The sequence below is a fragment of the Spirillospora sp. NPDC127506 genome (assembly GCF_040302145.1).
In the GTDB taxonomy this organism is placed as follows: Bacteria; Actinomycetota; Actinomycetes; order Streptosporangiales; family Streptosporangiaceae; genus Spirillospora.
On sequence record NZ_JBEORG010000012.1, the window covers coordinates 60,181 to 81,505 of the forward strand.

Genomic DNA, 21,325 nt, shown 5'->3' on the forward strand with positions numbered 1-21,325 from the left:
TACCGGCGCGCCCCGGCGCGCCTGTCAGCAGGTCCTTACCAGGCGCCGTCCTCGACGGAGATGCGGTTGTCTGGAATCGTTGCGATCCCACAGCCGACGCCAGGGGGAGAAACACGACATGTGGCCCGGGTCGAACCCGCCGATGGGACCGCCGCCGCCCACGGGACCGGCCGCGCCCTCGTGGGTCCCGGAACGCCGTGTCGGCCCGAGCGCGGGCTGGTACGCGCTGCCCGTCGTCCTGCTCTTCGCCGCGGTGGTGGGCTTCTTCACCGTGCTCGGGTTCCTGTGGGACGACTCCAAGGTCGCGGACGGGCCCCCGGCCGCCGGGGATCCGGTCGCCGGGGTCACGGTCCGGCTCTCCGAGGGGCACGGGTACTTCCTCTACGTCCGCACGGGCGGGTCCTCGCCCTACTCCTGCACGGTCCAGGTGGGGGAGCGGTCCGGGCCGGTCCGGCTGACGCGGAAGAACTCCTGGAGCGCGGGCGAGCACGCCGGCTACCGGTACACGGCCACGTTCCACGCGCCGGTGTCCGGGACGGCGCGGCTGACCTGCCGGGGCGCCGACGGCCCGATCCTCGTGACGCCGGACGACACCGTGCACGCCTACCTCGGCTTCGCCGTGCTGGCCGCCCTCGGCGTCGGCGGGCTCGCCGCCCTCAGCTTCGCGGCGACCTTCCTGCGCCGCGGCTCCGCCAAGCGCCGTGCGGCCGGCGCGGGCGCCCACCTCCGCTGACGCCCCGGCGGCCCGCCGGCGCGGCCCTCCCCGCCCGCGCCCGGGGCGGTGCTCAGGACGTGAGCTCGCGTTCCAGCGGGGTGCGGAAGCGGGGGACGGCGCGCACGTCGCCGTACCAGGCCGCCGTCCGCGCCGCCTCCCGCTCGATCGCGGCCTCGGCGTCGGCGCCGACGTCCTCCAGGACGCGGACGGCGATCTCGCCGTCCTTGCGCTGCGCCCAGCCCCCGACGACGCGGCCGTCCCACCAGACGGACGGGCCGATGTTGCCGTTGCGGTCGAACAGCGCCGGGCCGTGGCCGCCGAGGAACCAGCCGCGCTCCCGCCAGCCCATCGGCGTCGGGTCGAGCGCGGGCAGCAGCGCCGCCCACGGCTCCGGCTCGGGGGCGGGCTCCAGGTCGTCGGAGAGGACGAGGCCGGTGCCGCCGCCGAGGTCGACCTCGGCGACGTCGAGGAGCGCGAGGGCCTTCTTGACGTCGCCGGCGCTCCAGCCCGTCCACCACTTCAGGTCCGCGACCGGGGCCGGGCCGAACGCGCGCAGCCAGCGGCGGACGAGCTCGGCGCGCGCGGCGTCGGCCGGGACGTCCTCGACGCCGCCGGGCAGCCACGTCTCGACCGGCGACCACACGTACTGGCTGCTGGCCCACGTCCCGTTGGGGCGGCCGCGCACGATGCGGCCCTCGCAGCCGAGCGTGACCAGGACCCACGTGGTGATGCTCGTCGGCCGGGAGTAGGGCTTGCCGGGCGCGGGATCGACCTGCGTCCGCAGCAGCGGCACGTCGGCGCCGAGCTGCGCGCCGGTGGCCTCCCCGCGGGCGAGCAGCGCCTCGTGCGCGGCCTCCGCGGCCTCGGCGAACAGCTTCGCGGCGTCGGGGACGTCGCTGCCGCGCTCGATGATCCGGGTGTAGGTTGCGCGCTGCTTCACGGCCAGGCCGTCCGCCGTGGACGCCTGCAGCACCGGGAGCAGCTCGGTGGGCGCGACGAACATCGTCCGGCGCATGGCGAGCATCCGCAGCAGCGTGCGGTCGTCGTAGAGCGCCCGCTGGACCGCGGCGGGGCCGGCCTCGGCGCTGCGGGCCGCCACCGACAGGAACACCGTGGCCGGGTCGGTGGCGTGCAGCACCACCATCGACCGGGCGATGGCGAGGACGTCGTCGGTCCGGGCCCGCGGCGCGAGCCGGTGCCGGAGCGCGAGCCGGGCCCGCCGCTCCGCCGGAGTCATCGAACGCATGAACGAATACTAGACCGGCTCAGCCGGCGTTGGAGATCTTCACCACCACGTTGTCCTCGGTGACCGACTGGACCGACACGTTGAAGCCCTCGGCCTCCTGCTCCCCGTCGCCGACCGGCACGGTCACCTGCTGACCCGCGATCTTGAGGGTGACCAGGTCGCCCTGCACCTTCACCAGCTCGGCCTTCACGCCGAGGATGGACGCGCTCGCGTCGACGCCGCGGTCGAAGGTGATCGTGCACGAGTCGACGTCGCAGGAGGTCCTGCTGTTCTCGCCGCCGCACGCCGCCAGGGCGCCGAGCGGCAGCAGCGCGAACGGGAGTACGGCCAGCTTCCGCCGGAGGGGAAAGGAGGTCATGCGGGGAGTCTACGGGCGTGGCGCGCCGCCGCCGTCCCGCCGCGGGCCGATCCGCCGGGGGCGAATGCGGCACCGCACGGTGACGCGGCTGGATCTTCCCGGTGACGCCGTGCTTCGCTGTGCGGATGAGCAAGGACAGCGCGCCTGCGGGCGGCGGCCCCGCCGAGGCGCCGGCGGCCGGCCCGGTCGTGTGCGCCGCACTGCGCATCGAGGCGCGCGCGGTCCGCCGCGGGCTCACCCGCACGCCGGTCGTGGTCGTCGGCTACCGCGCCCGGCGCGCGGCCCGGCTGCCGGACGCGTGCGCCGCCCTCGTCACCGTCGGGTTCGGCGGCGCGCTGGACGAGCGGCTGCGGCCGGGCGACGTCCTCGTCGCCGACGAGATCCGCGGCCCCGGCGGGACGGCGGTGCCGTGCGCTGCGCCGCACCTGCTCGCCGGGGAGCTGATCCGGGACGGCCTGAGCGTCCAGGTCGGCCCGCTGATCACCACCGACCGCGTCGTCCGCGGCGCGGAGCGCGCCGCGCTGGCCGCGCGGGGCGCGCGCGTCGCCGACATGGAGTCGGCCCTCGTCGCCGCGCGGGGCGGCGGGCTGCCGGCGGCCGCCGTCCGGGTCGTCGTGGACGGCCCCCGGCACCCGCTGTGGAGCCCCGGCACGATCGGGCGCGGGCTGGCCGCGCGGCGGGTCCTGGCCCGCACCGGCCCCGCCCTGGAGCGCTGGAGCGTCCTGCTCGTCCGCGGCGGGGAGGGCGCCCGCGACGGCAGCGGCTGAGCCGGGTCAGCCGTGCTCGCCGCCGCTGTGCCCGGTGCCGTGGTGGTCGCCCTGGACGATCTTGCCGCCGAGCTCGGTGCGCAGCGACTCCAGCGTCGGCTTCTCGCTGACCGCCACCCAGCGGGCCCCGACGAGGTACCAGCCGCCCCACGGCTTGGCCTCGTGCAGCCACGACTGCATGCCCTTGTCGGTGGTGAAGCTCAGCAGCACGAAGCGCCCGAGAGAGGTCTTGCAGTTCCCCTGCTCCATGTCCTTGACCTTGCGCGTGCCGGTCACCTTGCAGTCCGTCTGCCGGGCCAGCTCCTGCAGGCTGGCCGGCTTGGCGACCTTCTCGGCGGAGTCGCCGGACTCCGCCGAGCAGCCGGCCGCGAGCGGCAGCGCCAGCGCCGCCGCGCACAGCAGCGGCGGCCTGATGAGGTCGAGGGGGTGTCGGGAACCCATCGCCAATCCTCTCCGGGGTCAGATGCGCGATTCGAGGGATGAATACGCGCCCCGCCCGGGCGGGGTTCACCGGTCCGCTCAGGCCATCAGGCGGGCTCCGGCCGCGGCGCGGACGCCGGGCTCCTCGGCGCCGTCCTGCTGCAGCCGGCGCAGCCGCAGCCGGGTCTCGCGGGTGAGCGGCGCGGACCGGGCGGCCTCGGCGCGCACGTCCTCCTCGCAGTCCCACAGGCCCTCGACGGTGTAGGACTCGGCGGTGTGCGGCGCGGTTCTCGTCAGTGCGGCCAGGATGCGGGGTCTCAGATAGGCGTAGGTCGACTCGGTCCAAGCGGTCTTCAGCAGCGGGACGGCCTCGCCGGCGCGCAGCCGCCCGAGGCCCTCGATCGGGCCGGCGGCGCCGCCCCATTCCCGGCGGGCGACGGCGCCGTGCAGCTCCTCCATGAGGAGCGGGATGTCCTGGCGGGTCCCGTAGCGGGCGAGGATGTGCAGCCCCATGTCGGCGCAGCCGCCGCGCGCTGCCGCCCAGGCCCGCGCCCGCGGCAGCGTCTCCGGGCCGTAGTCGCGCAGCGCCCGGCACACCGCCCCGCCCACCCGGCTCGGCCGCTGCGGCAGCAGCTCCTCGGCCAGGTCGAGCAGCGCCGGCGTCCGCCGCCGGCCCAGCTCGAAGATCGCCGCGATGGCGCCCTCCCCGCGCCGCCGCGCCAGCTCCAGCAGCTCGTCCTCGCTCTGCGCGCCCCGCGCCGGGGCCGCGGCCATCGCGCGCCGCGCCGCCCGCCCCGCCTCCCGCTGCCGCGCCAGCGCCGCCGCCACCCGCGGCTGCCGCGCCGCCCAGACCTCGATCACCGGGTTGCCGCGGCCCGGTATCAGCAGTGCCAGGTCGGCGTCGTCGCACCGCGCCGCCACCAGCTCGTCCAAGCCCGCCGCCAGCCCCGGATCCGCGAGGTCGACGAGTTCCGCGACCGCGTCGAACCAGTGCGCCCCCTCCTCGGCGTACCGCCGCAGCGGCGCCGCCGCCTCCCGCCGGCTCAGCCGCACCAGGTCGGCGAGCACGCCCAACGCGAGGTCCACCCGCCAGTCGTCGGGGTCGGTGTGGTCGGACGGGTCGAAGAGATGCCGGGCCACCGGCCCGACCGGCAACTCCAGGTCGACCATCAACCGGGCGTAGTACAGCCGCCGCGACTCGCACTGCCGGTCCCACCGCGGATCCCGCCGCACGCAGGCGTACACGTACTCGCCCGCCCCCCGCCGGTCCGCCGCGCGCCGCGCGCCCCTCCCGAGCCCCCGCTGCAGCTGACCGTGCAGCGTGCCCGCCGATTCCAAGACGACCTCGTTGCTCACCCCGCCAGAATGCGCACCTGAGCAGATAACGGGCAAGTGTTTTACCCCAGGCAGTCCCGCCCTCATATCTCCCGCTGGGCCGTCCAGGACGCGTGCAGGTCGGCGTAGACGCCGGGCTCGGCGGCGAGGACCGCGTGCGGGCCGCGCTGCACGACGCGGCCCGCCTCGAAGACGATCACCTCGTCGGCCGCCTCGGCGGTGGAGAGCCGGTGCGCGATGGCGATCGCGGTGCGGCCCCGGGTGACGCCGTCCAGCGCGCGCTGGATGCGGACCTCGGTCGCCGGGTCGACGGCCGAGGTCGCCTCGTCCAGGACGAGGAGGTCCGGGTCGGCGATGTAGGCGCGGGCCAGCGCGACGAGCTGCCGCTCGCCGGCCGACAGGGACTCCCCGCGCTGCCCGACCGGGGTGTCCAGGCCCTGCGGCAGGCCGTCCAGCCAGTCGGCGAGGCCCAGCTCGGTGAGCGCGAGGACGAGGTCCTCGTCGGAGGCGTCCGGCCTCCCGTAGCGGATGTTGTCGCCGAGGGACGCGTCGAACAGGAAGCCGTCCTGCGGCACCATCACGATCCGCTCCCGCAGGGACGAGAACCGGATGCCGGTGAGGGGCACGCCGTCGACGAGGATGCGGCCGGAGACCGGGTCCATGAGGCGGGTCAGCAGCTTGGCGAACGTCGTCTTGCCCGAGCCCGTCTGCCCGACGACGGCGACGCGGCTGCGGGGCGCGATGTCCACGTTCACGTCGTGCAGGACGGGCGGCCCGCCCGGGTAGGCGAAGCCCACCGACTCGAACCGCACCTCGATCGGCCCGCGCGGCAGCGTCACGCCCGCGTCGCCCGGGTCGGCCACGTCCGGGACGGTGTCCAGTACGCCGAGCACGCGGCGCCAGCCCGCGATCGCGTTCTGCGCCTCGTTCAGCACCTCGGTGGCCGTCTGCATCGGGCTGACGAACAGGGTGACCAGGAAGAGGAAGGCGACCAGCTCGCCGGCCGACACCTGCCCGGCGATGCCGAGCAGCGTGCCGGCGATGACGACCGCGGCCGTCGCCAGGGCCGCGACCAGCTCGCTGACGGGGAACGTCAGCGCGACCATCGCCTGCGCGCGGGTCTGCGCCGACCGGTACGCCTCCACGGTCTCGTCCACCCGGCGGCCGGTGCGCTCCTCGGAGGCGTACGCGCGGATCACCGGGGCGCCCACGACCGACTCGCCGACCGCGGCCAGCAGGTCGCCCATGCGCTCGCGCACCCGGAAGTAGGCCGCCGACAGGATCCGCTGGAAGCGGCGCAGCGCGAACGCCAGCGGCAGGAACGCCACCCAGACGAGGAGGGCCAGCTGCCACGAGTAGACGACCATCAGCACGCTCGCCACGAACAGCTGGCCGATCGACACGATGAACATCAGCCCGCCGGACTGCATGAACTGGCTGATCTGGTCGACGTCGCTCGTCACCCGCGACACCAGGGCGCCCCGCCGCTCCCCGCTCTGGGTGAGCATCGACAGGTCGTGGACGTGCCGGAACGCCTTCACCCGCAGCCCCGCGAGGCCGCCCTCGGACGTCTTGTAGAGCCGCACGTTCATCAGGTACGCGCACACCGCCGTCACCAGCACGGCCACCGCGCACAGCAGCACCGCCGTCCGGATGAAGGCGATGTCGGGGCCGCCCGGGCGGCCGACGCCCTTGTCGATCGTCTGCTGGACGGCGATGGGCACCACCACGCGTCCCGCCGTGGACACCAGCGCCAGCGCGATCGTCCCGGCGAGGCCCGCGCGGAACTCGGGGCTCAGCCGCAGCCCCCGCCTGAGGGTGCTGATCGCGCCTTCCGCGGCCGATGAGCCGTCCAGGCCCGGAGCGTCCGGTCCCGCGGTGTTCAGGATCGTCATGCCAGGGCCTCCTCGCCGCCTTCGACCGCCTCCTGCTCCGCCTCGGCCCGCTCGTAGGCGGTGACGAGGTTGCGGTAGCCCTCCGAGCTCTCCAGCAGCTCGGCGTGCGAGCCGCGCGCGGCGACGCGGCCGTGCTCCATGTACACGACCTCGTCGGCCAGCGCGATCGTGGCCTTGCGGTAGGCGACGACCACGACGGTCGCGCCGCCCGCCGCGTCCGACCGCGCCTCCCGCAGGCCCTGCAGGATGCGCGCCTCCACCTGCGGGTCGACGCTGGACGTCGCGTCGTCCAGGACGAGCAGCCGCGGCCGCCGCACCAGCGCGCGGGCCAGCGCGAGCCGCTGCCGCTGCCCGCCGGACAGCGTCGCGCCGCGCTCGCCCACCCTCGTGTCGAGGCCGTCGGCGAGGGCCGCGACGAACCCCTCCGCCTGGGCCAGGCGCAGCGCCTCCCAGACGCGCTCGTCCGGCACGTCGAGGCCGAGCGTGACGTTGCCGCGCACGGTGTCGTCGAACAGGAACGTCTGCTGCGGGACGAGCGCCGCCGTCGCCGCGACGCCGCCGCGCCGGACGTCCCGCAGGTCGACGCCGTCCAGCAGGACCGACCCGTCCGCCGGGTCGACCAGCCGGACCAGCAGCGAGGTCAGCGTCGACTTGCCGGAACCGGTCGGGCCCACCACCGCGATCGTCCGGCCGGGGGACGCCGCGAACGACACGTCGTGCAGGACGCGGTGCCCTCCGCCGCCGTCCGCGCCGTGACCGTCCGCGCCGTGACCGTCCGCGCCGTCTCCGGTCCCGTCCGTCTCGTAGGCGAACCGGATCTCGCGGACCTCCAGGCCGGCCGCCCCGCCGGAGCCGTCCAGCGCGCCGTCCCCGTACGGCAGGGAGCCGCTCGCGTCCAGCACCCCGCGGACCCGCCGCCACCCGACGACGCTGCGCGGCACCTCGCCGAGCACCCAGCCGAGCGCCCTGATCGGCCACGACAGCAGCGTGAACAGGTACGCGACGTTCACCAGGTCGCCCGGCGACATCGCCCCCGCCTCCAGCCGCAGCGACCCGATCAGCAGGACGGCGAGCACGCCGAGGTTCGGCAGCGCCTCCAGCACCGGGTCGAACAGCCCGCGGATCCGGCCCACCGCGACGTTGGCGTCCCGCAGCGCCTCCGCCCGCTCCCGGAACCGGCGCGTCTCGGCCGCCTCCCGGCCGAGGGTCTTGACCACCAGGCCGCCCTCGAAGCTCTCGTGCGCCACCTCGCTGACCTCCGCGCGCAGCTGCTGCGCGCGGGTCGCGACCGGCGACAGCCGCCGCTGGTACGCCACGTTGATCAGCGCGACGGCGGGGAAGACCAGGAAGCCGACCGCGGCCACCACCACGTCCGTCACCAGGATCGACACGGCCGAGATGATCAGCATGAACACCACGCCGACCGCCATCGGCAGCGGCGCGATCGGCGCCCACACCGCCTCCACGTCCGCGTTGGCGTTGGACAGCAGCTGCCCGGTCGGGTGCCGGTGGTGCCACGCCAGCGGCAGCCGCAGGTACTGCCGGGTCACCGCGCGGCGGTAGGTCGCCTGCATCCGGTACTGCATGAGGCCCGCGTAGAACCGGCGGCCCGCGACGCCGAGGGCCTTCAGCACCGCCACCGCCATGATCAGGGCGGCGGCCCCGGCCAGCGCCCCGGCCGTCGTGCGCCCCGACGCGAACGCCGGCAGCACGACCCGCTCCGCCGCCCAGCCGAGGACCTTCGCCGTCGCCACGGTCATCGCCGCGTACAGCGCGCTCGCCAGCACCGACACCGTGAACACGCGCGGCTCCGCCTTGACCGCGACCCACAGCACGCCCATCCCCTCCCTGAGGACGTGGGGGCTGACGCGTCTGGACGCAGGTGGCACGGCGACTCCTCGGTCACGGCTCGGTCGGCACGAGGCCCGGGACATGCCACCGCGGCCGCGGTGCGGGGGTCTGCGGGCCCGAACATTGCCTACCATCCCGCTCCGTCCCTTATTCCCGGCCCGTCCCACTGCGCCCTACGATCGGACGATGAGCACCCCCGAGGACGGCCCCGCCGATCCGGGCCCGGTCCGCCGCGAGCGGCTGCTGCTCGCCGACGCGCTGGCGGAGGCGGGGCCGGACGCGGCCACGAAGTGCGCCGGCTGGGACGCCCGCGACCTGGCCGCGCATCTGGTGGTGCGGGAGAACCGCCCCGACACCGCCCCCGGAATACTGCTGCCCCCGCTGTCCTTCTACACCGAGCGCGTCCGCCGCCGCACCGCGCGCGGCGTCCCGTTCGAGCGGCTGGTGGAACGGTTTCGGGACGGACCCGCGAAGTTCTCCCTGTACGCGCTTCCGAAGGTCGACAAAATCGCGAACGGTGTCGAGTTCTTTGTGCACCATGAGGACGTGCTGCGCGCGCGTCCCGACTGGGAGCGGCGGGAGATCTCGCCGGAACTCGAGGAAGTGCTCTGGCGGCGGATAAAAATTGCCCGCTTTGTCCTAAGAAAAGTTCATGTCGAGGTAACGCTGGTGCAACCGGACGGCCGGAGCCTGCGGGTGGCCGGCCGCGGCCGGGACGCGCGCGGCGGCGCCCGCGGCGCCGTCCGCGTGCACGGCCCGGTCGGCGAACTGGTCCTGTGGGCGCTGGGCCGCCGGGACGTCGCGGACGTCCGGCTCACCGGGGCCACGGACGCTGTCAAGAGCCTGACCGAGACCGGTTGGAGTCTTTAACGGCCAGGTAACGGCACGGTTCGCCGAGAGGAGAATCGCGTGCCTTGCGGCTCCTCCGCTTTACGCGGAACCGGTGATACTGTGGGTCGGTCGGTTGCAGTCGTGGTTCTCGATCGTGCAGACGCCCGCGGACTGATGGCAGCGGGCGTTTTGGCTTTTCCGGGACCGTACCGGGGGCGAGAGCGTTCCGCAGCGACCGCACGGGCCCGCGAGGTGTGGGCCCAGGTTTTGCCGCAAGGAGAAAGACATGCCCCAGCAGGGCACCGTGAAGTGGTTCAACGCCGAGAAGGGCTTCGGATTCATCGCCGTGGACGGCGGCGGCCCGGACGTCTTCGTGCACTACTCGGCTATCCAGACCTCCGGATACCGCACGCTGGACGAGAACCAGCGCGTCCAGTTCGAGGTGACGCAGGGTAACCGGGGTCCGCAGGCCGACCAGGTCGTCCCCCTGTAACACCCGCAGTCGTACGTCTGGGCCCGTTCCCTCCGCCGGGAGCGGGCCCTTTCGTTCTCCGGGCCTCCGCTCCGGGGACCGCGTTCACGGGCCGCGTTCGGGGGGCGGGCCGCGGCGCAATAAACTGCGGGTCATGTCCGCACGCCCGTCCAACCTGGACCCGAAGATCGCCGATCGGCTGAAGCGCGACCCGAACGGCCTCGTGCCCGCCATCGCCCAGCAGTACGACACCGGCGAGGTGCTCATGCTCGGCTGGATGGACGACGAGGCCCTGCACCGCACGCTCACCACCGGCCGCTGCACCTACTGGTCGCGCAGCCGGCAGGAGTACTGGGTGAAGGGCGAGAGCTCCGGCCACCAGCAGTGGGTCAAGTCGGTCGCGCTGGACTGCGACGCCGACGCCGTCCTGGTGAAGGTCGACCAGGTCGGCGGCGCCTGCCACACCGGCGACCGCACCTGCTGGGACGCCGACGTCCTCGACGCCGTCGTCGGGGAGCGGCCCGAGCAGAGCGCATGACGCCCGGGCGCGAACGCGGCCTGGCGGCGCTGCTGTGCGCCGCCGGCGCCGGTCTCGCCCTGCTCGCCGCCGGCCGCCCCTGGGCCACCGTCGAGGCCCGGCACGCCATCACCCCGTTCACCCGGACGCTCACCGGCGGCGACCTCGGCGGCGCCGCGGGCGCCCTCGGCTGGGCGGGCCTCGCCGGCCTCGCCGCGCTGTTCGCCGCCCGCGGCCGCGTCCGCGCCGCCGTCGGCGTCCTCATCGCCCTGTTCGGGGCCGGGATCGCCTACGCGTCCGCGGCCGCCGTCCGGCGCTCCAACGTCCTGTCCGCCGCCGGCGACAAGAGCACCCTGCTCAAGCTCGGCGCCGACCCCGCCCTGCACGTGAACCCGTGGTGGACGGTCTCGGTGGCCGGCGGCGTCCTGCTCGTCGCCGCCGGCCTCGTCACGGCCGTGCGCGGTGCCCGCTGGCCCGGGATGTCGTCCCGCTACGAGCGCGCGGGCGCCCGCCCGCCCGCGGCGGAGGCCGAGTCCGGCGACCCGTCGGCGATGTGGCGGTCCCTCGACCGCGGCGAGGACCCGACCGCGCAGCGGAACGGCCGGCCGTGACCGCCGACGGTGGCGGCGTCGTGCTCGTGGTCGAGCACGACCCCGCAGTCGCCGAACTGCAGCGCCGCTACCTCGCCCGGGAGGGCTTCGACGTCGAGATCGTGGCCGACCCCGCCCGCGCGCCCGCCGCCGCCGAGCGCGCCCGGCCCGACGCCGTCGTCCTCGACCTGTCCACCGCCGCGCTGCCCGCCGACCTGTACCGGCGGGTCGCCGACGCCGCCCGCCCGGCGCCCGTCGTCGCCGTCACCGGCCCCCTCGACCCGCTCGCCGCCCGCTCGCTCGGCGACCACCGCGTCGAGCGCCCCTTCGGCCCCCGCGTCCTCGTCGCCGCCGTCGCCGAGGCGCTCCGCCGCGGCGCCCCCGCCGAGCCGCCCCCGGTGCCGCTGCGGGCCGGGCCGATCGCCCTCGACCCGCGCGACCGGACCGCCGTCGCCGGCGACCGCCGCGTCGCCCTCACCGTCACCGAGTTCGACCTCCTCGAATTCCTCATGGCCAACCCCGGCCGCGTCTTCACCCGCGAGCAGCTCCTCGACGCCGCCTGGGGCCCCGGCGCGGGCGCCGGCAGCCGCACCGTGGACGTCCACGTGGCCCAGCTCCGCGCCAAGCTCGGCGAGGGCACCCCCATCAGGACGGTCAGGGGCATCGGCTACGTCCTCGACGGGTGAGGGCCCCGGGCCGCCCGCCGCCGCACCGCCTATCGTGGACGGTGTGACCCGGGTATCCGTCCCCTCGCACGAACACGCGCCCCGGACCGCGCCGCGCGGCGGGGTGCGCGCGCTGCTGCCGCAGGCGGCGGTGCTCGGCGGCGCCGCCGCCGGCGCCCTGATCGTGGCCCTCAGGGGCGACCCGAACGAGGCGGGGCACTATCCCGGCTGCCCGTTCCTGGCGCTGACCGGGTACTACTGCCCCGGCTGCGGGGCGACGCGGCTCGTCTACGCGCTGACGCACGGCGACGCGGGCACCGCGTTCGGGCTCAACCCGCTGCTGTTCGCCCTGCTGCCCGTCCTCGGCTACCTCTACGCGCGGTGGACCGTCGCGGCCGCGCGGGGCCTGCCGATGCGCACGGCCCTCTTCAAGCCGCCCGTCGTCTACGCGTTCCTCGGCCTCGTCATCGTCTACTGGATCGTGCGCAACCTGCCGTTCGCGCACGCCCTGGCCCCCTGACCTGCGCGAGGCGTCGGACGGGGCCTCCCGGGTGGGTGCCGCGCGACGGGAGGCGGCTACGATCGGTGCACGGAACGACCTGAAATAGGGGGCCTGCGACCTTGAGCGTTTTGGACGAGATCATCGAAGGCGTCCGGGCCGATCTCGCCGACAGGCAGCGCGAGGTCCCGCTCGACGCGGTCAAGGAGAAGGCGGCCCGGGCCCCGGCCCCGCGGGACGCGCTCGCCGCGCTGCGCGGCCCGGGCGTGTCGGTCATCGCCGAGGTCAAGCGCAGCAGCCCGTCCAAGGGCGCGCTCGCCGCGATCGCCGACCCCGCCGCGCTCGCCCGCGACTACGAGGCCGGCGGCGCCAAGGTCATCAGCGTGCTGACCGAGCGGCGCCGGTTCGGCGGCAGCCTCCAGGACCTCGCCGACGTCCGCGCCAACGTCGACGTCTCCATCCTGCGCAAGGACTTCATCGTCACCTCCTACCAGCTGTGGGAGGCGCGCGCCGCGGGCGCCGACATGGTGCTGCTGATCGTCGCGGCGCTGGAGCAGGACGCCCTGGTGTCGCTGGTGGAGCGGGCCGAGTCCATCGGGCTGCTGCCGCTCGTCGAGGCGCACACCGAGGAGGAGGCGGCCCGCGCCGTCGAGGCCGGCGCCAGGGTCGTCGGCGTGAACGCCCGCGACCTGCGCACCCTCAAGGTCGACCGCGGGGTGTTCGCCCGGGTCGCGCCGACCATCCCCAAGGACGTCGTGAAGATCGCCGAGTCCGGGGTGCGGGGCCCGCACGACCTGCTCGCCTACGCCTCCAGCGGCGCCGACGCGGTCCTGGTGGGGGAGAGCCTCGTCATCGGCCGGGACCCGCGCGCCGCCGTCGCCGACCTCGTCGCCGCCGGCGCCCACCCGGCGCTCCGGCAGAGCGGCTGAGCCCGCCGCCCGCGCGGGTGCGCGGGGACCGGGTGCGCGAGGGCCGGGGGCGCGAGGACCGCGCCCACACGGAAACGCCTACTGGATAGGGTGGGGGCATGCAGGTCGAACCGCTCCGGGAGCGATGGCGGGGCTAGTCCAGGCCCCCGACGACCCCATCCACTTCTCCCACGACAGGACGCGTTTTCCCATGACCACGGACACCGCCGCGCGCGGTGCTGAAGCCGTACCCGACGCCGCCGGCCGCTTCGGCCGCTTCGGCGGCCGGTTCGCCCCCGAGGCGCTGATGGCCGCGCTGGACGAGCTGACCCGCGAGTTCGAGGCCGCCAAGAGCGACCCCGCCTTCACCGGGGAGCTGGACGACCTCCTCGCGAACTACGCCGGCCGCCCCAGCCTGCTGACCGAGGCGAAGCGCTTCGCCGAGCACGCGGGCGGCGCCCGGGTGCTGCTCAAGCGCGAGGACCTCAACCACACCGGCTCGCACAAGATCAACAACGTGCTGGGCCAGGCGCTGCTCACCCGCCGGATGGGCAAGTCCCGGATCATCGCCGAGACCGGCGCCGGGCAGCACGGCGTCGCCACCGCCACCGCCGCCGCCCTCCTCGGCCTCACCTGCACCGTCTACATGGGCGAGGTCGACACCGAGCGGCAGGCCCTCAACGTCGCCCGGATGCGGATGCTCGGCGCCGAGGTCGTCCCGGTGAAGAACGGCAGCCGCACCCTCAAGGACGCCTGCAACGAGGCGTTCCGCGACTGGGTCGCCACCGTCGACGACACCCACTACTGCATCGGGTCCGTCATGGGCCCGCACCCGTTCCCGATGATGGTCCGCGACTTCCAGCGCGTGATCGGCGTCGAGGCGCGGCGGCAGTGCCTCGACGCGACGGGCGCCCTGCCGGACGCGGTCGTCGCCTGCGTCGGCGGCGGCTCCAACGCGATCGGCATCTTCCACGCCTTCGTCCCGGACGAGTCCGTCCGGCTGTACGGGTTCGAGGCGGGCGGCGACGGCGTCGCGACCGGCAGGCACGCCGCGACCCTCACCGGCGGCTCCCTCGGCGTCATCCACGGCATGCGGACGTACCTGCTGCAGGACGACGACGGCCAGACGCTCGAGACCCACTCGATCTCCGCCGGCCTCGACTACCCCGGCGTCGGCCCCGAGCATTCGTGGCTGCACGACACCGGCCGCGCCGAGTACCGCGAGATCACCGACGCGGAGGCGATGGACGCGTTCGCGCTGCTGTGCCGCACCGAGGGGATCATCCCCGCCATCGAGTCGGCGCACGCGCTCGCCGGCGCGCTCAAGGTCGGCAAGGAGCTGGGCCCGGACGCCACCGTCGTAGTGTGCCTGTCCGGGCGCGGAGACAAGGACATGCACACGGCCGCGGCCTTCTTCGGCCTGATGCCGGAAGGAGAGGGCGAGTGAGCGTCCGGTCCGTCTTCGAGAAGGCCGAGGCCGAGGGGCGGGCCGCGCTCGTCGGCTACCTGCCCGTCGGGTTCCCGACCGTCGACGGCGCGGTCGAGGTCGCCAGGACCATGGTCGACGCGGGCTGCGACGCCATCGAGCTCGGCCTGCCGTACACCGACCCGATGATCGACGGCCCCGTCATCCAGGACGCCGTCCACCAGGCCCTCGCCGGCGGCGCCCGCGTCGCCGACGTGTTCCGGACGGTCGAGGCCGTCGCCGCCGCCGGCGCACCGGTCCTCGTCATGACGTACTGGAACCCCGTCGACCACTACGGCGTCGGCCGGTTCGCCCGCGACCTGGCGTCCGCCGGCGGCCGCGGGCTGATCACCCCGGACCTCACGCCCGAGGAGGGCGGCGACTGGCTGGAGGCGTCCGACGAGCACGGCCTCGACCGGGTGTTCCTCGTCGCGCTCAGCTCCACCGACCAGCGCATCGAGACGATCACCGGCGTGTGCCGCGGATTCGTGTACGCGGCGTCGCTGATGGGCGTCACCGGCGCCCGCTCCGCCGTCGACACCGGCGCCCCGCGCCTGGTCGAGCGGACCCGCGCGGTGATCGACAAGGCCGGGACCGGGCTGCCGATCGGGCTCGGGCTGGGCGTCGGCACCGGCGCGCAGGCCGCCGAGGTCGCCGGGTTCGCGGACGGCGTGATCGTCGGGTCGGCGTTCGTCCGCCGCGTCCTGGAGGCCCCCGACCTGACGGCGGGACTGGCCGGGGTCCGGTCGCTCACCGAGGAGCTGGCGGCGGGCGTCCGCACCCGGCACTGATCATTCCGGACATGCCCGCGAGGCCCGCGCGGAACGCGGAAAAGCCGTTTCCGCGCGGGCTTTACGGTACTCCGGGAACTCGGGGCGGCCGCCGCCGAGTTGTTGCTTGTGGTGCCGCCGTCCTCCCGTAGGGTGTGTTCGCCGGAGGAGGCGGTCCCGGAAGGAAGACGATGACGCAAGAGATGACGGCGAAGGGCCGGGCCAAGACGGCGGCGCCGCAGCTGCCGCCCGCCTGGTTCCAGATCGCGGCCTGGCTGCTGACGCTCGGCGGGCTCGGGATCTCCGGCTACCTGACGGTCAGCCACTACGACGAGAGCGCGCTGGTGTGCTCGGCGACCTCGACGATCGACTGCCACGCGGTCACGACGAGCGAGTACTCCACCCTGCTCGGCATCCCGATGCCGCTGCTGGGCCTGGCGTTCTTCGTCGGCTTCGGCGCGCTGCTGACGCCGTGGGCGCTGCGCTCGCCCTGGCCGCCGCTGCGCTGGGGGCGGCTGGCGGCCACTGGGGTCGGACTCGTTTTCGTGGTGTACCTCGTGTCGGTGGAGCTGGTTCTGCTGCACAAGATCTGTCTGTGGTGCACCGGAGTGCACGTCATAACCGTCCTGTTGTTCGTTCTCGTCCTGGCCGAGGAGATCCGTCGGATCGGGGAGGCCGGATGAGTTTCAAGGGAGAAGAGAAATGAGCAAGGCCGCGCGGGAACGATCGGCCAGGGAGCGGCTAGCCGAGGAGCGCAGGCGCCAGGCGGTCAAGACGAAGCGTCTCCGTATCCTGTTGGTGGCCTGCTCGTCGGTCATCGTGGTCGCCCTTGTCGTGGTGGGAGCGGTGGTCTACCAGGCGAACAGTGACGGAGACGACCTCAAGGGCATGGCGTACACGGGCCCGATCGCACCGATCAAGGTGGATCAGGACGGCTTGATCGTGATGGCCCAGCCCAACACGACCGGCCCGACGGTCGACCTGTACGAGGACTTCCAGTGCCCGATCTGCAAGCAGTTCGAGGAGAAGAGCGGCGACCTGGTGAAACGCCTTGCCGGGGAAGGCAAGATCAAGGTCAACTTCCACCTGCTCGGGTTCGTCAACCCCGAGGGCTCGGTCCGTGCCGCGGCCGCTGGACGGTGCGCGGCGGACGCCGGGCGATACCTGCAGTTCCACGACGTGGTCTACCGGAACCAGCCGGACGAGCGCGAGGCGCTGACCATCGACCGGCTGAAGGAGTTCGGAAAGAAGGCGGGGGTGGGCGGCTCGTTCGACTCCTGCACCAGTGACCAGAAGTACGCCTCGCAGGTCAAGAAGGACACCGATGCGGGGTTGAAACTCCTCCATGAGAAGTTCGGCGACCGCGCCGGAACGCCCTCCATGCTGGTCAACGGGAACCCCGTCGACCAGAACCTGCTGTTCAGCCCGAAGGATCTGGAGAAGGCGATCCTGGACGCCTCCTGACGACGGCGCACCGCGGAGAAATGGCGCGGAAGTGAAGCGGCCGGCTGAGCGCGATGCTCGGCCGGCCGTTCTTCCGTGTCCGCCCTAGACGACCCAGCCGTAGCTCAAGCCACCGTGGCCGGAGCAGTAGGCGTAGGACCAGCGGCCCGCGATCACGGAGAGCCCGTACTGCTCGGAACCGTCGTGGCAGCGGGCGTGTGCGGTGTGCGCGTAGTTGCACTTCGCGCCGAAGGTGTTGGAGTCCTTCCAGGTCGAGCAGCTGCCGGCCTGGGCTTGTCCGACGGACGGGGAGAACAGCATCACCGAAGCCGTCGCGAACGTCGCTCCGGCGACGAGGAGACCCTTCAGGGCTGACGTCATGTTTGCACCCTCCTCATGGGGGACTGATTGCCGAGAAGAAGGTTCCATCCGTCGCCTTTTATGGCAATAGGGGGTGAAGTTGAAGGGGGGCGATGGGATGGTCATCCGTGCAGGTGGTCGCGGTCCTTTTAAAGGTAAACCTGTTTGTCCGGATTGTGCCGCATGATCTTGATCACTTATTCAAATTTGTCGCCGCCGTCGGATCAGTGGACTTTTTGTGCGGTCGCCGGCGGGAGCGCCGCACTTTTTGCTCGCGCGTGGCGCCCACCGGGCTCGGGGACCGTCATGGCGCGATGTGCTGTGAATCCCGGATGCACCGGACCGGCGACGCGGACTCAGAACTCCCCCGTCGGTTACGCTCTGTGCGTATTCGATGACGCACGATGGCGATCGGGGGACCGGGTGAGCGAGCAGGGCAGGGAACCGTCCGCGCGGCGGCGCCTCGCGGACGAACGGGCACGGGCGGCGGCCCAGGGACGGCGGCAGCGCGCGCTGCTGGTCGTCCTCGGAGCCGTCGCCCTGGCGGCGGTCGTGGTCGCGGCGGTCGTCGTGCTGGTGTCCCGCAACGGCGGCGACGAGGCCGCGATCGGCGACTACAGGGGCGCGCTCGCCCCCGCGACCCGGCAGCAGGACGGCTCGGTCGCGATGGCGAAGCCGGGGGTGAACGCGCCCGTCCTCGACGTCTGGGAGGACTTCCAGTGCCCCGCGTGCAAGGCGATGGAGGCGCGGCTCGGCGGGACGATGAAGCAGCTCGCCGCGGAGGGCAGGCTGAAGGTCGTCTACCGGCCGTTCCAGCTGTTCCAGCAGGACCCGCTGATGTCGAACTCGCGCCGCGCCGCGAACGCCGCCGCCTGCATGCCCGCCGACCACTGGATCAAGTACCACGACCGGCTCTACGCCGAGCAGCCCGAAGAGGGCAAGAAGGGGTTCCTCCCGCAGGACCTCATAAAATGGGCGGCCGACCTGGGCGTGACCGACCCGTCCTTCGCCGCCTGCGTCAACGGCGAGCAGAAGATGGACGCCGTGGACCAGGCCAGCGCCCAGGCCGGGAAGGCCGGGGTCGACTCGACCCCGTACCTGGCACTGAACGGCAAGAAGGTCGGCGACGACGTCCTCGGCTCGCCCGGCGAGCTGAAGAAGGCCGTCGCGAAGGCCACCGGCAGCGCGCCGGCGCCGGGAGGCACCCGGTCCGCCGGCACGGCGGCCGGACGGCGGTGAAGGAGAGGGCGCGGACTGCGCCCGGGAGGCGGTAACGTCAACGGTCATGCACCAGCTCGCCTACATCCCGAGTCCCTCGCAGGGCGTCTGGCACCTCGGGCCCGTCCCGATCCGCGCCTACGCCATCATGATCATTCTCGGCATCGTCGCCGCGGTCTGGCTGGGCGAGCGGCGCTGGGCCGCCAAGGGCGGCGCGCCGGGCGTGATCGTCGACGTGGCCGTGTGGGCGGTGCCGTTCGGCCTGGTCGGCGGGCGGCTCTACCACGTGATCACCGACTACCAGCGCTACTTCGGGGAGAACGGCGAGCCGCTGCGGGCGCTGGAGATCTGGAAGGGCGGCCTCGGCATCTGGGGCGCGATCGCGCTCGGCGCGCTCGGCGCGTACATCGGCTGCCGGCGGCGGGGCATCTCGATCCTGGCGCTCGCCGACGCGGTCGCGCCCGGCATCGCCCTCGCGCAGGCGATCGGCCGCTGGGGCAACTACTGGAACCAGGAGCTGTACGGCCGCCCGCTGGACGCCTTCTGGGCCCTGAAGATCGACGAGAACCACCGGCCGATGCTGGACGGCGGGCCCGCCCTCGACCCCAAGTACGCCGACGTCGCGACCTACCACCCGACGTTCCTGTACGAGTCGCTGTGGTGCGTCGGCGTCGCGGTCCTGGTCATCTGGGCCGACCGCCGCTACAAGCTCACGCACGGCCGCGCGTTCGCCCTCTATGTCGCCGCCTACACGGTCGGGCGCGGCTGGATCGAGGCGCTGCGCATCGACGACGCCCACCACGTCCTCGGGCTGCGGCTGAACGACTGGACGTCGATCATCCTGTTCCTCGGCGCGGTCGCCTACCTGTACCTGAACCGGGGCCGCAGCGGCCCGGAGAACGTCGGCGGCCCGACCGCCGCTGCCGCGCCCGGCGGCACCGCGGCCGCCCCGGCCGCCGGGGACGAGCCGGAGACCGGGCCCGAAGCCGGGACCGACGCGAAGGCCGCAGCCGAGGCCGGGACGGAGTCCGGTGCCGAGACGGACTCGAAGGCCGGCGAGCCCGCGGACGAGCCGGACGCCGCCGGGGAACCGGAGGGGGGCTCCGGCGCGGCCGGCGCGGCGGAGGACGCCCGGGACGCCGAGCCGAAGCCCGAGACTGCGGCCGACGGGCAGGCCGACGAGCAGCCTGACGAGCAGCCTGACGAGCAGCCCGATGCCGAGTCCGATGCCGAGTCCGATGCCGAGGCGGTGGCCGGCGAGGCGCCCGGCGCGGTGGACGCCGAGGGCGACGGCGCCGCCGACCCCCGCCGGGCGACGAAGGGGGAGCCCGTCACGGACGGGAAGTAGGAGACGGCGACGCGTGTCGGACGCAGGCTCAGATGACCGGTGAGAAGAAGCCCCGGGCGGTCCCGGAGCGCCACCACCAGCACCGCGACGTCACCGGGGGCTGGCTGCGGCCCGCGGTGTTCGGCGCGATGGACGGGCTCGTCTCCAACTTCGCGCTGATCGCGGGCGTCGCGGGCGGGCAGGCCGGGCAGAAGGTCGTCCTGCTGGCCGGGCTCGCCGGCCTGGCGGCGGGCGCGTTCTCGATGGCGGCGGGGGAGTACATCTCGGTCGCCTCCCAGTCGGAGCTGGCGGAGGCGGAGATCGAGGTGGAGCGGCTGGAGCTGGCCCGCCACCCGGCCGCCGAGGAGCGCGAGCTGGCCGAGGTGTTCGAGGCCCGCGGCGTGGACGCCGAGACGGCCGCCGAGGTCGCCCGGCAGCTGTCCCGGGACCCCGACGAGGCCCTGGAGGTGCACACCAGGGAGGAGCTCGGCGTGACGCCGGGCGACCTGCCCTCGCCGGTGCTGGCGGCGGGCTCGTCGTTCCTGTCGTTCGCGGTCGGCGCGGTCCTGCCCGTGCTGCCCTACCTGCTGGGCGCCGCGTCGCTGTGGCCGGCCGCGATCGTCGCGGCCCTCGGCCTGTTCTCCGCCGGGGCGCTGGTCTCGCGGATCACCACCAGGCCGTGGTGGTTCGGCGGGGCGCGGCAGCTGCTGTTCGGCGCCGCCGCCGCGGGCGTCACCTACGCCGTCGGCGCGCTGATCGGCACCAACGGCCTGTAGGGCCAAGGAATCTGGACGAAAAGCCCTTTTGGGCGCGCGGCGACCATCCGGCCCGCTAAGCTCCGGGGCGTGATCGAGGCTCGTGACTCAGGTTCCGCCCAGACCGCGCAGCAGGGCCGCGGGCGTGACTTCTGGCCGGAGGACAAGCCCGGCCGCAAGCTCCCCAACCCGAAGCTGCTGTTCGGCGCCGCCGCCGCGATCGTCGCGGTGATCGTCGCCGTGGCGGCCGTGCTCCTGCTCACCGGCGGAGGCGACGAGAAGGCGGCGAAGACGGCGGTGCCGACCGCGTACACGCCGGACTACCTCGGCGAGGGCTTCCGCCAGATCGCGTCCCGGTCCGCCGACGCCCGCGCGATCACCGAGGGCGAGGCGTTCTCCGCCAAGGACCTCAAGACCGACAAGTACGCGTTCAAGCTGGCCGCGTCCAAGCTGGCGAACGACTGCAAAGCCGGGACCTGGGGCGGCCGCCTGCAGGCCGACCTCGCCAAGTACCAGTGCACCCAGCTCGTCCGCGCCGCCTACGTGAGCGCCGACAAGAAGCACGTCGGCCAGTTCGTCGTGCTGAACATGGCGACCGAGGACGGCGTCAAGCAGATCCTGCGCGACCTCGACCCGGCGACCGGCGCGGGCTGGGTGACGCCGCTGAACGCGCCGGACGCGCCCGCCTTCGGGCAGGGGTTCAGCGCCGCCTACGCCAAGACCTACGGCCACTACGCCGTGATCACGTGGGTGGAGCGGGCCGGCGGGGCGCAGCCCGCCTCGCTCAACGAGATGATCGACGTGAGCCTCGTGATCGAGAACGCCGCCGACTTCCTCTACGGGCGGCTCGACCTGGCCTCCGGCGGGTGAGCGGGCAGTGACCGCGCCGCGCACGGACGCGCCACCGGCCGGCGGGCA

At 74.1% G+C, this 21,325-nt stretch carries 24 protein-coding genes; 17 read left to right on the plus strand and 7 right to left on the minus strand.

Features of this window, described 5'->3' with window-relative positions; translation table 11 throughout:
- Positions 1-118: 118 nt before the first annotated feature.
- Positions 119-733, plus strand: coding sequence for a hypothetical protein (locus tag ABTW95_RS14350; RefSeq protein WP_500226469.1), 615 nt, complete (start codon positions 119-121; stop codon positions 731-733).
- A gap of 52 nt (positions 734-785) precedes the next feature.
- Here the strand turns inward: ABTW95_RS14350 and ABTW95_RS14355 are convergent, their stop codons facing one another.
- Positions 786-1,961, minus strand: coding sequence for a winged helix DNA-binding domain-containing protein (locus tag ABTW95_RS14355; RefSeq protein ID WP_500226470.1), 1,176 nt, complete (start codon positions 1,959-1,961; stop codon positions 786-788).
- 19 nt (positions 1,962-1,980) lie between these two features.
- Entirely contained in the window at positions 1,981-2,319 is a 339-nt protein-coding gene (locus tag ABTW95_RS14360) for a hypothetical protein (protein WP_500226471.1), read from the minus strand.
- 125 nt (positions 2,320-2,444) lie between these two features.
- Between ABTW95_RS14360 and ABTW95_RS14365 the strand changes: the two genes are divergently transcribed.
- Positions 2,445-3,086, plus strand: a complete 642-nt coding sequence (locus ABTW95_RS14365) for a phosphorylase family protein (RefSeq protein WP_500226472.1) — start codon at positions 2,445-2,447, stop codon at positions 3,084-3,086.
- Positions 3,087-3,092: 6 nt separating this feature from the next.
- Here ABTW95_RS14365 and ABTW95_RS14370 read toward each other — a convergent pair whose 3' ends face one another.
- The 4 genes from ABTW95_RS14370 to ABTW95_RS14385 form a co-directional block, all read right to left on the minus strand.
- Entirely contained in the window at positions 3,093-3,527 is a 435-nt protein-coding gene (locus tag ABTW95_RS14370) for a hypothetical protein (protein WP_396447849.1), read from the minus strand.
- A 78-nt stretch (positions 3,528-3,605) separates the two neighbouring features.
- Positions 3,606-4,862: a hypothetical protein gene (locus ABTW95_RS14375; protein WP_500226473.1), complete on the minus strand. Its 1,257-nt coding sequence runs from the start codon at positions 4,860-4,862 to the stop codon at positions 3,606-3,608.
- Positions 4,863-4,924: 62 nt separating this feature from the next.
- Positions 4,925-6,736 carry an ABC transporter ATP-binding protein gene (locus ABTW95_RS14380; protein WP_396447851.1) on the minus strand — a complete coding sequence of 604 codons (1,812 nt, stop codon included), beginning with the start codon at positions 6,734-6,736 and terminating at the stop codon, positions 4,925-4,927.
- Positions 6,733-8,577 carry an ABC transporter ATP-binding protein gene (locus tag ABTW95_RS14385; protein ID WP_500226531.1) on the minus strand — a complete coding sequence of 615 codons (1,845 nt, stop codon included), beginning with the start codon at positions 8,575-8,577 and terminating at the stop codon, positions 6,733-6,735. The genes ABTW95_RS14380 and ABTW95_RS14385 overlap by 4 nt, the downstream gene beginning before the upstream one ends.
- Positions 8,578-8,773: 196 nt before the next feature.
- On the opposite strand from ABTW95_RS14385, the gene ABTW95_RS14390 reads away from it, so the two are divergent.
- The 11 genes from ABTW95_RS14390 to ABTW95_RS14440 all read left to right on the plus strand — a co-directional run bounded on the left by ABTW95_RS14390 (position 8,774) and on the right by ABTW95_RS14440 (position 16,768).
- Positions 8,774-9,457 carry a TIGR03085 family metal-binding protein gene (locus tag ABTW95_RS14390; protein ID WP_500226474.1) on the plus strand — a complete coding sequence of 228 codons (684 nt, stop codon included), beginning with the start codon at positions 8,774-8,776 and terminating at the stop codon, positions 9,455-9,457.
- A gap of 247 nt (positions 9,458-9,704) precedes the next feature.
- Positions 9,705-9,911, plus strand: a complete 207-nt coding sequence (locus ABTW95_RS14395; protein ID WP_026405868.1) for a cold-shock protein — start codon at positions 9,705-9,707, stop codon at positions 9,909-9,911.
- A gap of 133 nt (positions 9,912-10,044) precedes the next feature.
- Positions 10,045-10,428, plus strand: a complete 384-nt coding sequence (gene hisI / locus ABTW95_RS14400; protein WP_396447853.1) for a phosphoribosyl-AMP cyclohydrolase — start codon at positions 10,045-10,047, stop codon at positions 10,426-10,428.
- On the plus strand, positions 10,425-11,018 hold the full coding sequence (locus ABTW95_RS14405; RefSeq protein ID WP_500226475.1) for a Trp biosynthesis-associated membrane protein: 594 nt from the start codon (positions 10,425-10,427) through the stop codon (positions 11,016-11,018). The genes hisI and ABTW95_RS14405 overlap by 4 nt, the downstream gene beginning before the upstream one ends.
- On the plus strand, positions 11,015-11,683 hold the full coding sequence (locus ABTW95_RS14410) for a response regulator transcription factor (protein ID WP_396447855.1): 669 nt from the start codon (positions 11,015-11,017) through the stop codon (positions 11,681-11,683). The genes ABTW95_RS14405 and ABTW95_RS14410 overlap by 4 nt, the downstream gene beginning before the upstream one ends.
- Positions 11,684-11,726: 43 nt before the next feature.
- Complete coding sequence (locus tag ABTW95_RS14415; RefSeq protein WP_396447856.1) at positions 11,727-12,182, plus strand: DUF2752 domain-containing protein; 456 nt, start codon at positions 11,727-11,729, stop codon at positions 12,180-12,182.
- Between the two features lie 101 nt (positions 12,183-12,283).
- Positions 12,284-13,090 (plus strand): indole-3-glycerol phosphate synthase TrpC, encoded by an 807-nt coding sequence (gene trpC / locus ABTW95_RS14420; RefSeq protein WP_500226476.1) that lies wholly within the window; start codon positions 12,284-12,286, stop codon positions 13,088-13,090.
- Between the two features lie 190 nt (positions 13,091-13,280).
- Positions 13,281-14,516, plus strand: coding sequence for a tryptophan synthase subunit beta (gene trpB, locus ABTW95_RS14425; RefSeq protein ID WP_500226477.1), 1,236 nt, complete (start codon positions 13,281-13,283; stop codon positions 14,514-14,516).
- A complete protein-coding gene (trpA, locus tag ABTW95_RS14430; RefSeq protein WP_500226478.1) occupies positions 14,513-15,325 on the plus strand; it encodes a tryptophan synthase subunit alpha in 813 nt (270 codons plus the stop codon). Before trpB ends, trpA begins: the two co-directional genes overlap by 4 nt.
- A 170-nt stretch (positions 15,326-15,495) precedes the next feature.
- On the plus strand, positions 15,496-15,987 hold the full coding sequence (locus ABTW95_RS14435) for a vitamin K epoxide reductase family protein (RefSeq protein ID WP_500226479.1): 492 nt from the start codon (positions 15,496-15,498) through the stop codon (positions 15,985-15,987).
- Positions 15,988-16,006: 19 nt separating this feature from the next.
- Positions 16,007-16,768, plus strand: coding sequence for a DsbA family protein (locus tag ABTW95_RS14440; protein ID WP_500226480.1), 762 nt, complete (start codon positions 16,007-16,009; stop codon positions 16,766-16,768).
- A gap of 84 nt (positions 16,769-16,852) precedes the next feature.
- Here the strand turns inward: ABTW95_RS14440 and ABTW95_RS14445 are convergent, their stop codons facing one another.
- Positions 16,853-17,128, minus strand: a complete 276-nt coding sequence (locus tag ABTW95_RS14445; RefSeq protein WP_500226481.1) for a hypothetical protein — start codon at positions 17,126-17,128, stop codon at positions 16,853-16,855.
- Positions 17,129-17,530: 402 nt separating this feature from the next.
- Between ABTW95_RS14445 and ABTW95_RS14450 the strand changes: the two genes are divergently transcribed.
- From ABTW95_RS14450 to ABTW95_RS14465, 4 genes are all read left to right on the plus strand, one after another.
- The gene (locus tag ABTW95_RS14450; RefSeq protein WP_500226482.1) at positions 17,531-18,346 is read left to right on the plus strand and encodes a DsbA family protein; all 816 of its coding nucleotides are present in this window, start codon (positions 17,531-17,533) and stop codon (positions 18,344-18,346) included.
- 46 nt (positions 18,347-18,392) lie between these two features.
- Complete coding sequence (lgt, locus tag ABTW95_RS14455) at positions 18,393-19,673, plus strand: prolipoprotein diacylglyceryl transferase (protein ID WP_500226483.1); 1,281 nt, start codon at positions 18,393-18,395, stop codon at positions 19,671-19,673.
- A 32-nt stretch (positions 19,674-19,705) separates the two neighbouring features.
- Positions 19,706-20,428, plus strand: a complete 723-nt coding sequence (locus ABTW95_RS14460) for a VIT1/CCC1 transporter family protein (protein WP_396447864.1) — start codon at positions 19,706-19,708, stop codon at positions 20,426-20,428.
- A 69-nt stretch (positions 20,429-20,497) separates the two neighbouring features.
- On the plus strand, positions 20,498-21,277 hold the full coding sequence (locus ABTW95_RS14465; RefSeq protein WP_500226484.1) for a hypothetical protein: 780 nt from the start codon (positions 20,498-20,500) through the stop codon (positions 21,275-21,277).
- Positions 21,278-21,325 lie beyond the last annotated feature (48 nt).

What these genes read in the sequence shown, in the direction of transcription:
- ABTW95_RS14350 (WP_500226469.1), top strand. Translation starts at nt 119, where the DNA reads ATGTGGCCCGGGTCGAACCCGCCGATGGGACCGCCGCCGCCCACGGGA.
- ABTW95_RS14355 (WP_500226470.1), bottom strand. Translation starts at nt 1,961, where the DNA reads ATGCGTTCGATGACTCCGGCGGAGCGGCGGGCCCGGCTCGCGCTCCGG.
- ABTW95_RS14360 (WP_500226471.1), bottom strand. Translation starts at nt 2,319, where the DNA reads ATGACCTCCTTTCCCCTCCGGCGGAAGCTGGCCGTACTCCCGTTCGCG.
- ABTW95_RS14365 (WP_500226472.1), top strand. Translation starts at nt 2,445, where the DNA reads ATGAGCAAGGACAGCGCGCCTGCGGGCGGCGGCCCCGCCGAGGCGCCG.
- ABTW95_RS14370 (WP_396447849.1), bottom strand. Translation starts at nt 3,527, where the DNA reads ATGGGTTCCCGACACCCCCTCGACCTCATCAGGCCGCCGCTGCTGTGC.
- ABTW95_RS14380 (WP_396447851.1), bottom strand. Translation starts at nt 6,736, where the DNA reads ATGACGATCCTGAACACCGCGGGACCGGACGCTCCGGGCCTGGACGGC.
- ABTW95_RS14385 (WP_500226531.1), bottom strand. Translation starts at nt 8,577, where the DNA reads ATGGGCGTGCTGTGGGTCGCGGTCAAGGCGGAGCCGCGCGTGTTCACG.
- ABTW95_RS14390 (WP_500226474.1), top strand. Translation starts at nt 8,774, where the DNA reads ATGAGCACCCCCGAGGACGGCCCCGCCGATCCGGGCCCGGTCCGCCGC.
- ABTW95_RS14395 (WP_026405868.1), top strand. Translation starts at nt 9,705, where the DNA reads ATGCCCCAGCAGGGCACCGTGAAGTGGTTCAACGCCGAGAAGGGCTTC.
- hisI (WP_396447853.1), top strand. Translation starts at nt 10,045, where the DNA reads ATGTCCGCACGCCCGTCCAACCTGGACCCGAAGATCGCCGATCGGCTG.
- ABTW95_RS14405 (WP_500226475.1), top strand. Translation starts at nt 10,425, where the DNA reads ATGACGCCCGGGCGCGAACGCGGCCTGGCGGCGCTGCTGTGCGCCGCC.
- trpB (WP_500226477.1), top strand. Translation starts at nt 13,281, where the DNA reads ATGACCACGGACACCGCCGCGCGCGGTGCTGAAGCCGTACCCGACGCC.
- ABTW95_RS14435 (WP_500226479.1), top strand. Translation starts at nt 15,496, where the DNA reads ATGACGCAAGAGATGACGGCGAAGGGCCGGGCCAAGACGGCGGCGCCG.
- ABTW95_RS14440 (WP_500226480.1), top strand. Translation starts at nt 16,007, where the DNA reads ATGAGCAAGGCCGCGCGGGAACGATCGGCCAGGGAGCGGCTAGCCGAG.
- ABTW95_RS14445 (WP_500226481.1), bottom strand. Translation starts at nt 17,128, where the DNA reads ATGACGTCAGCCCTGAAGGGTCTCCTCGTCGCCGGAGCGACGTTCGCG.
- lgt (WP_500226483.1), top strand. Translation starts at nt 18,393, where the DNA reads ATGCACCAGCTCGCCTACATCCCGAGTCCCTCGCAGGGCGTCTGGCAC.
- ABTW95_RS14460 (WP_396447864.1), top strand. Translation starts at nt 19,706, where the DNA reads ATGACCGGTGAGAAGAAGCCCCGGGCGGTCCCGGAGCGCCACCACCAG.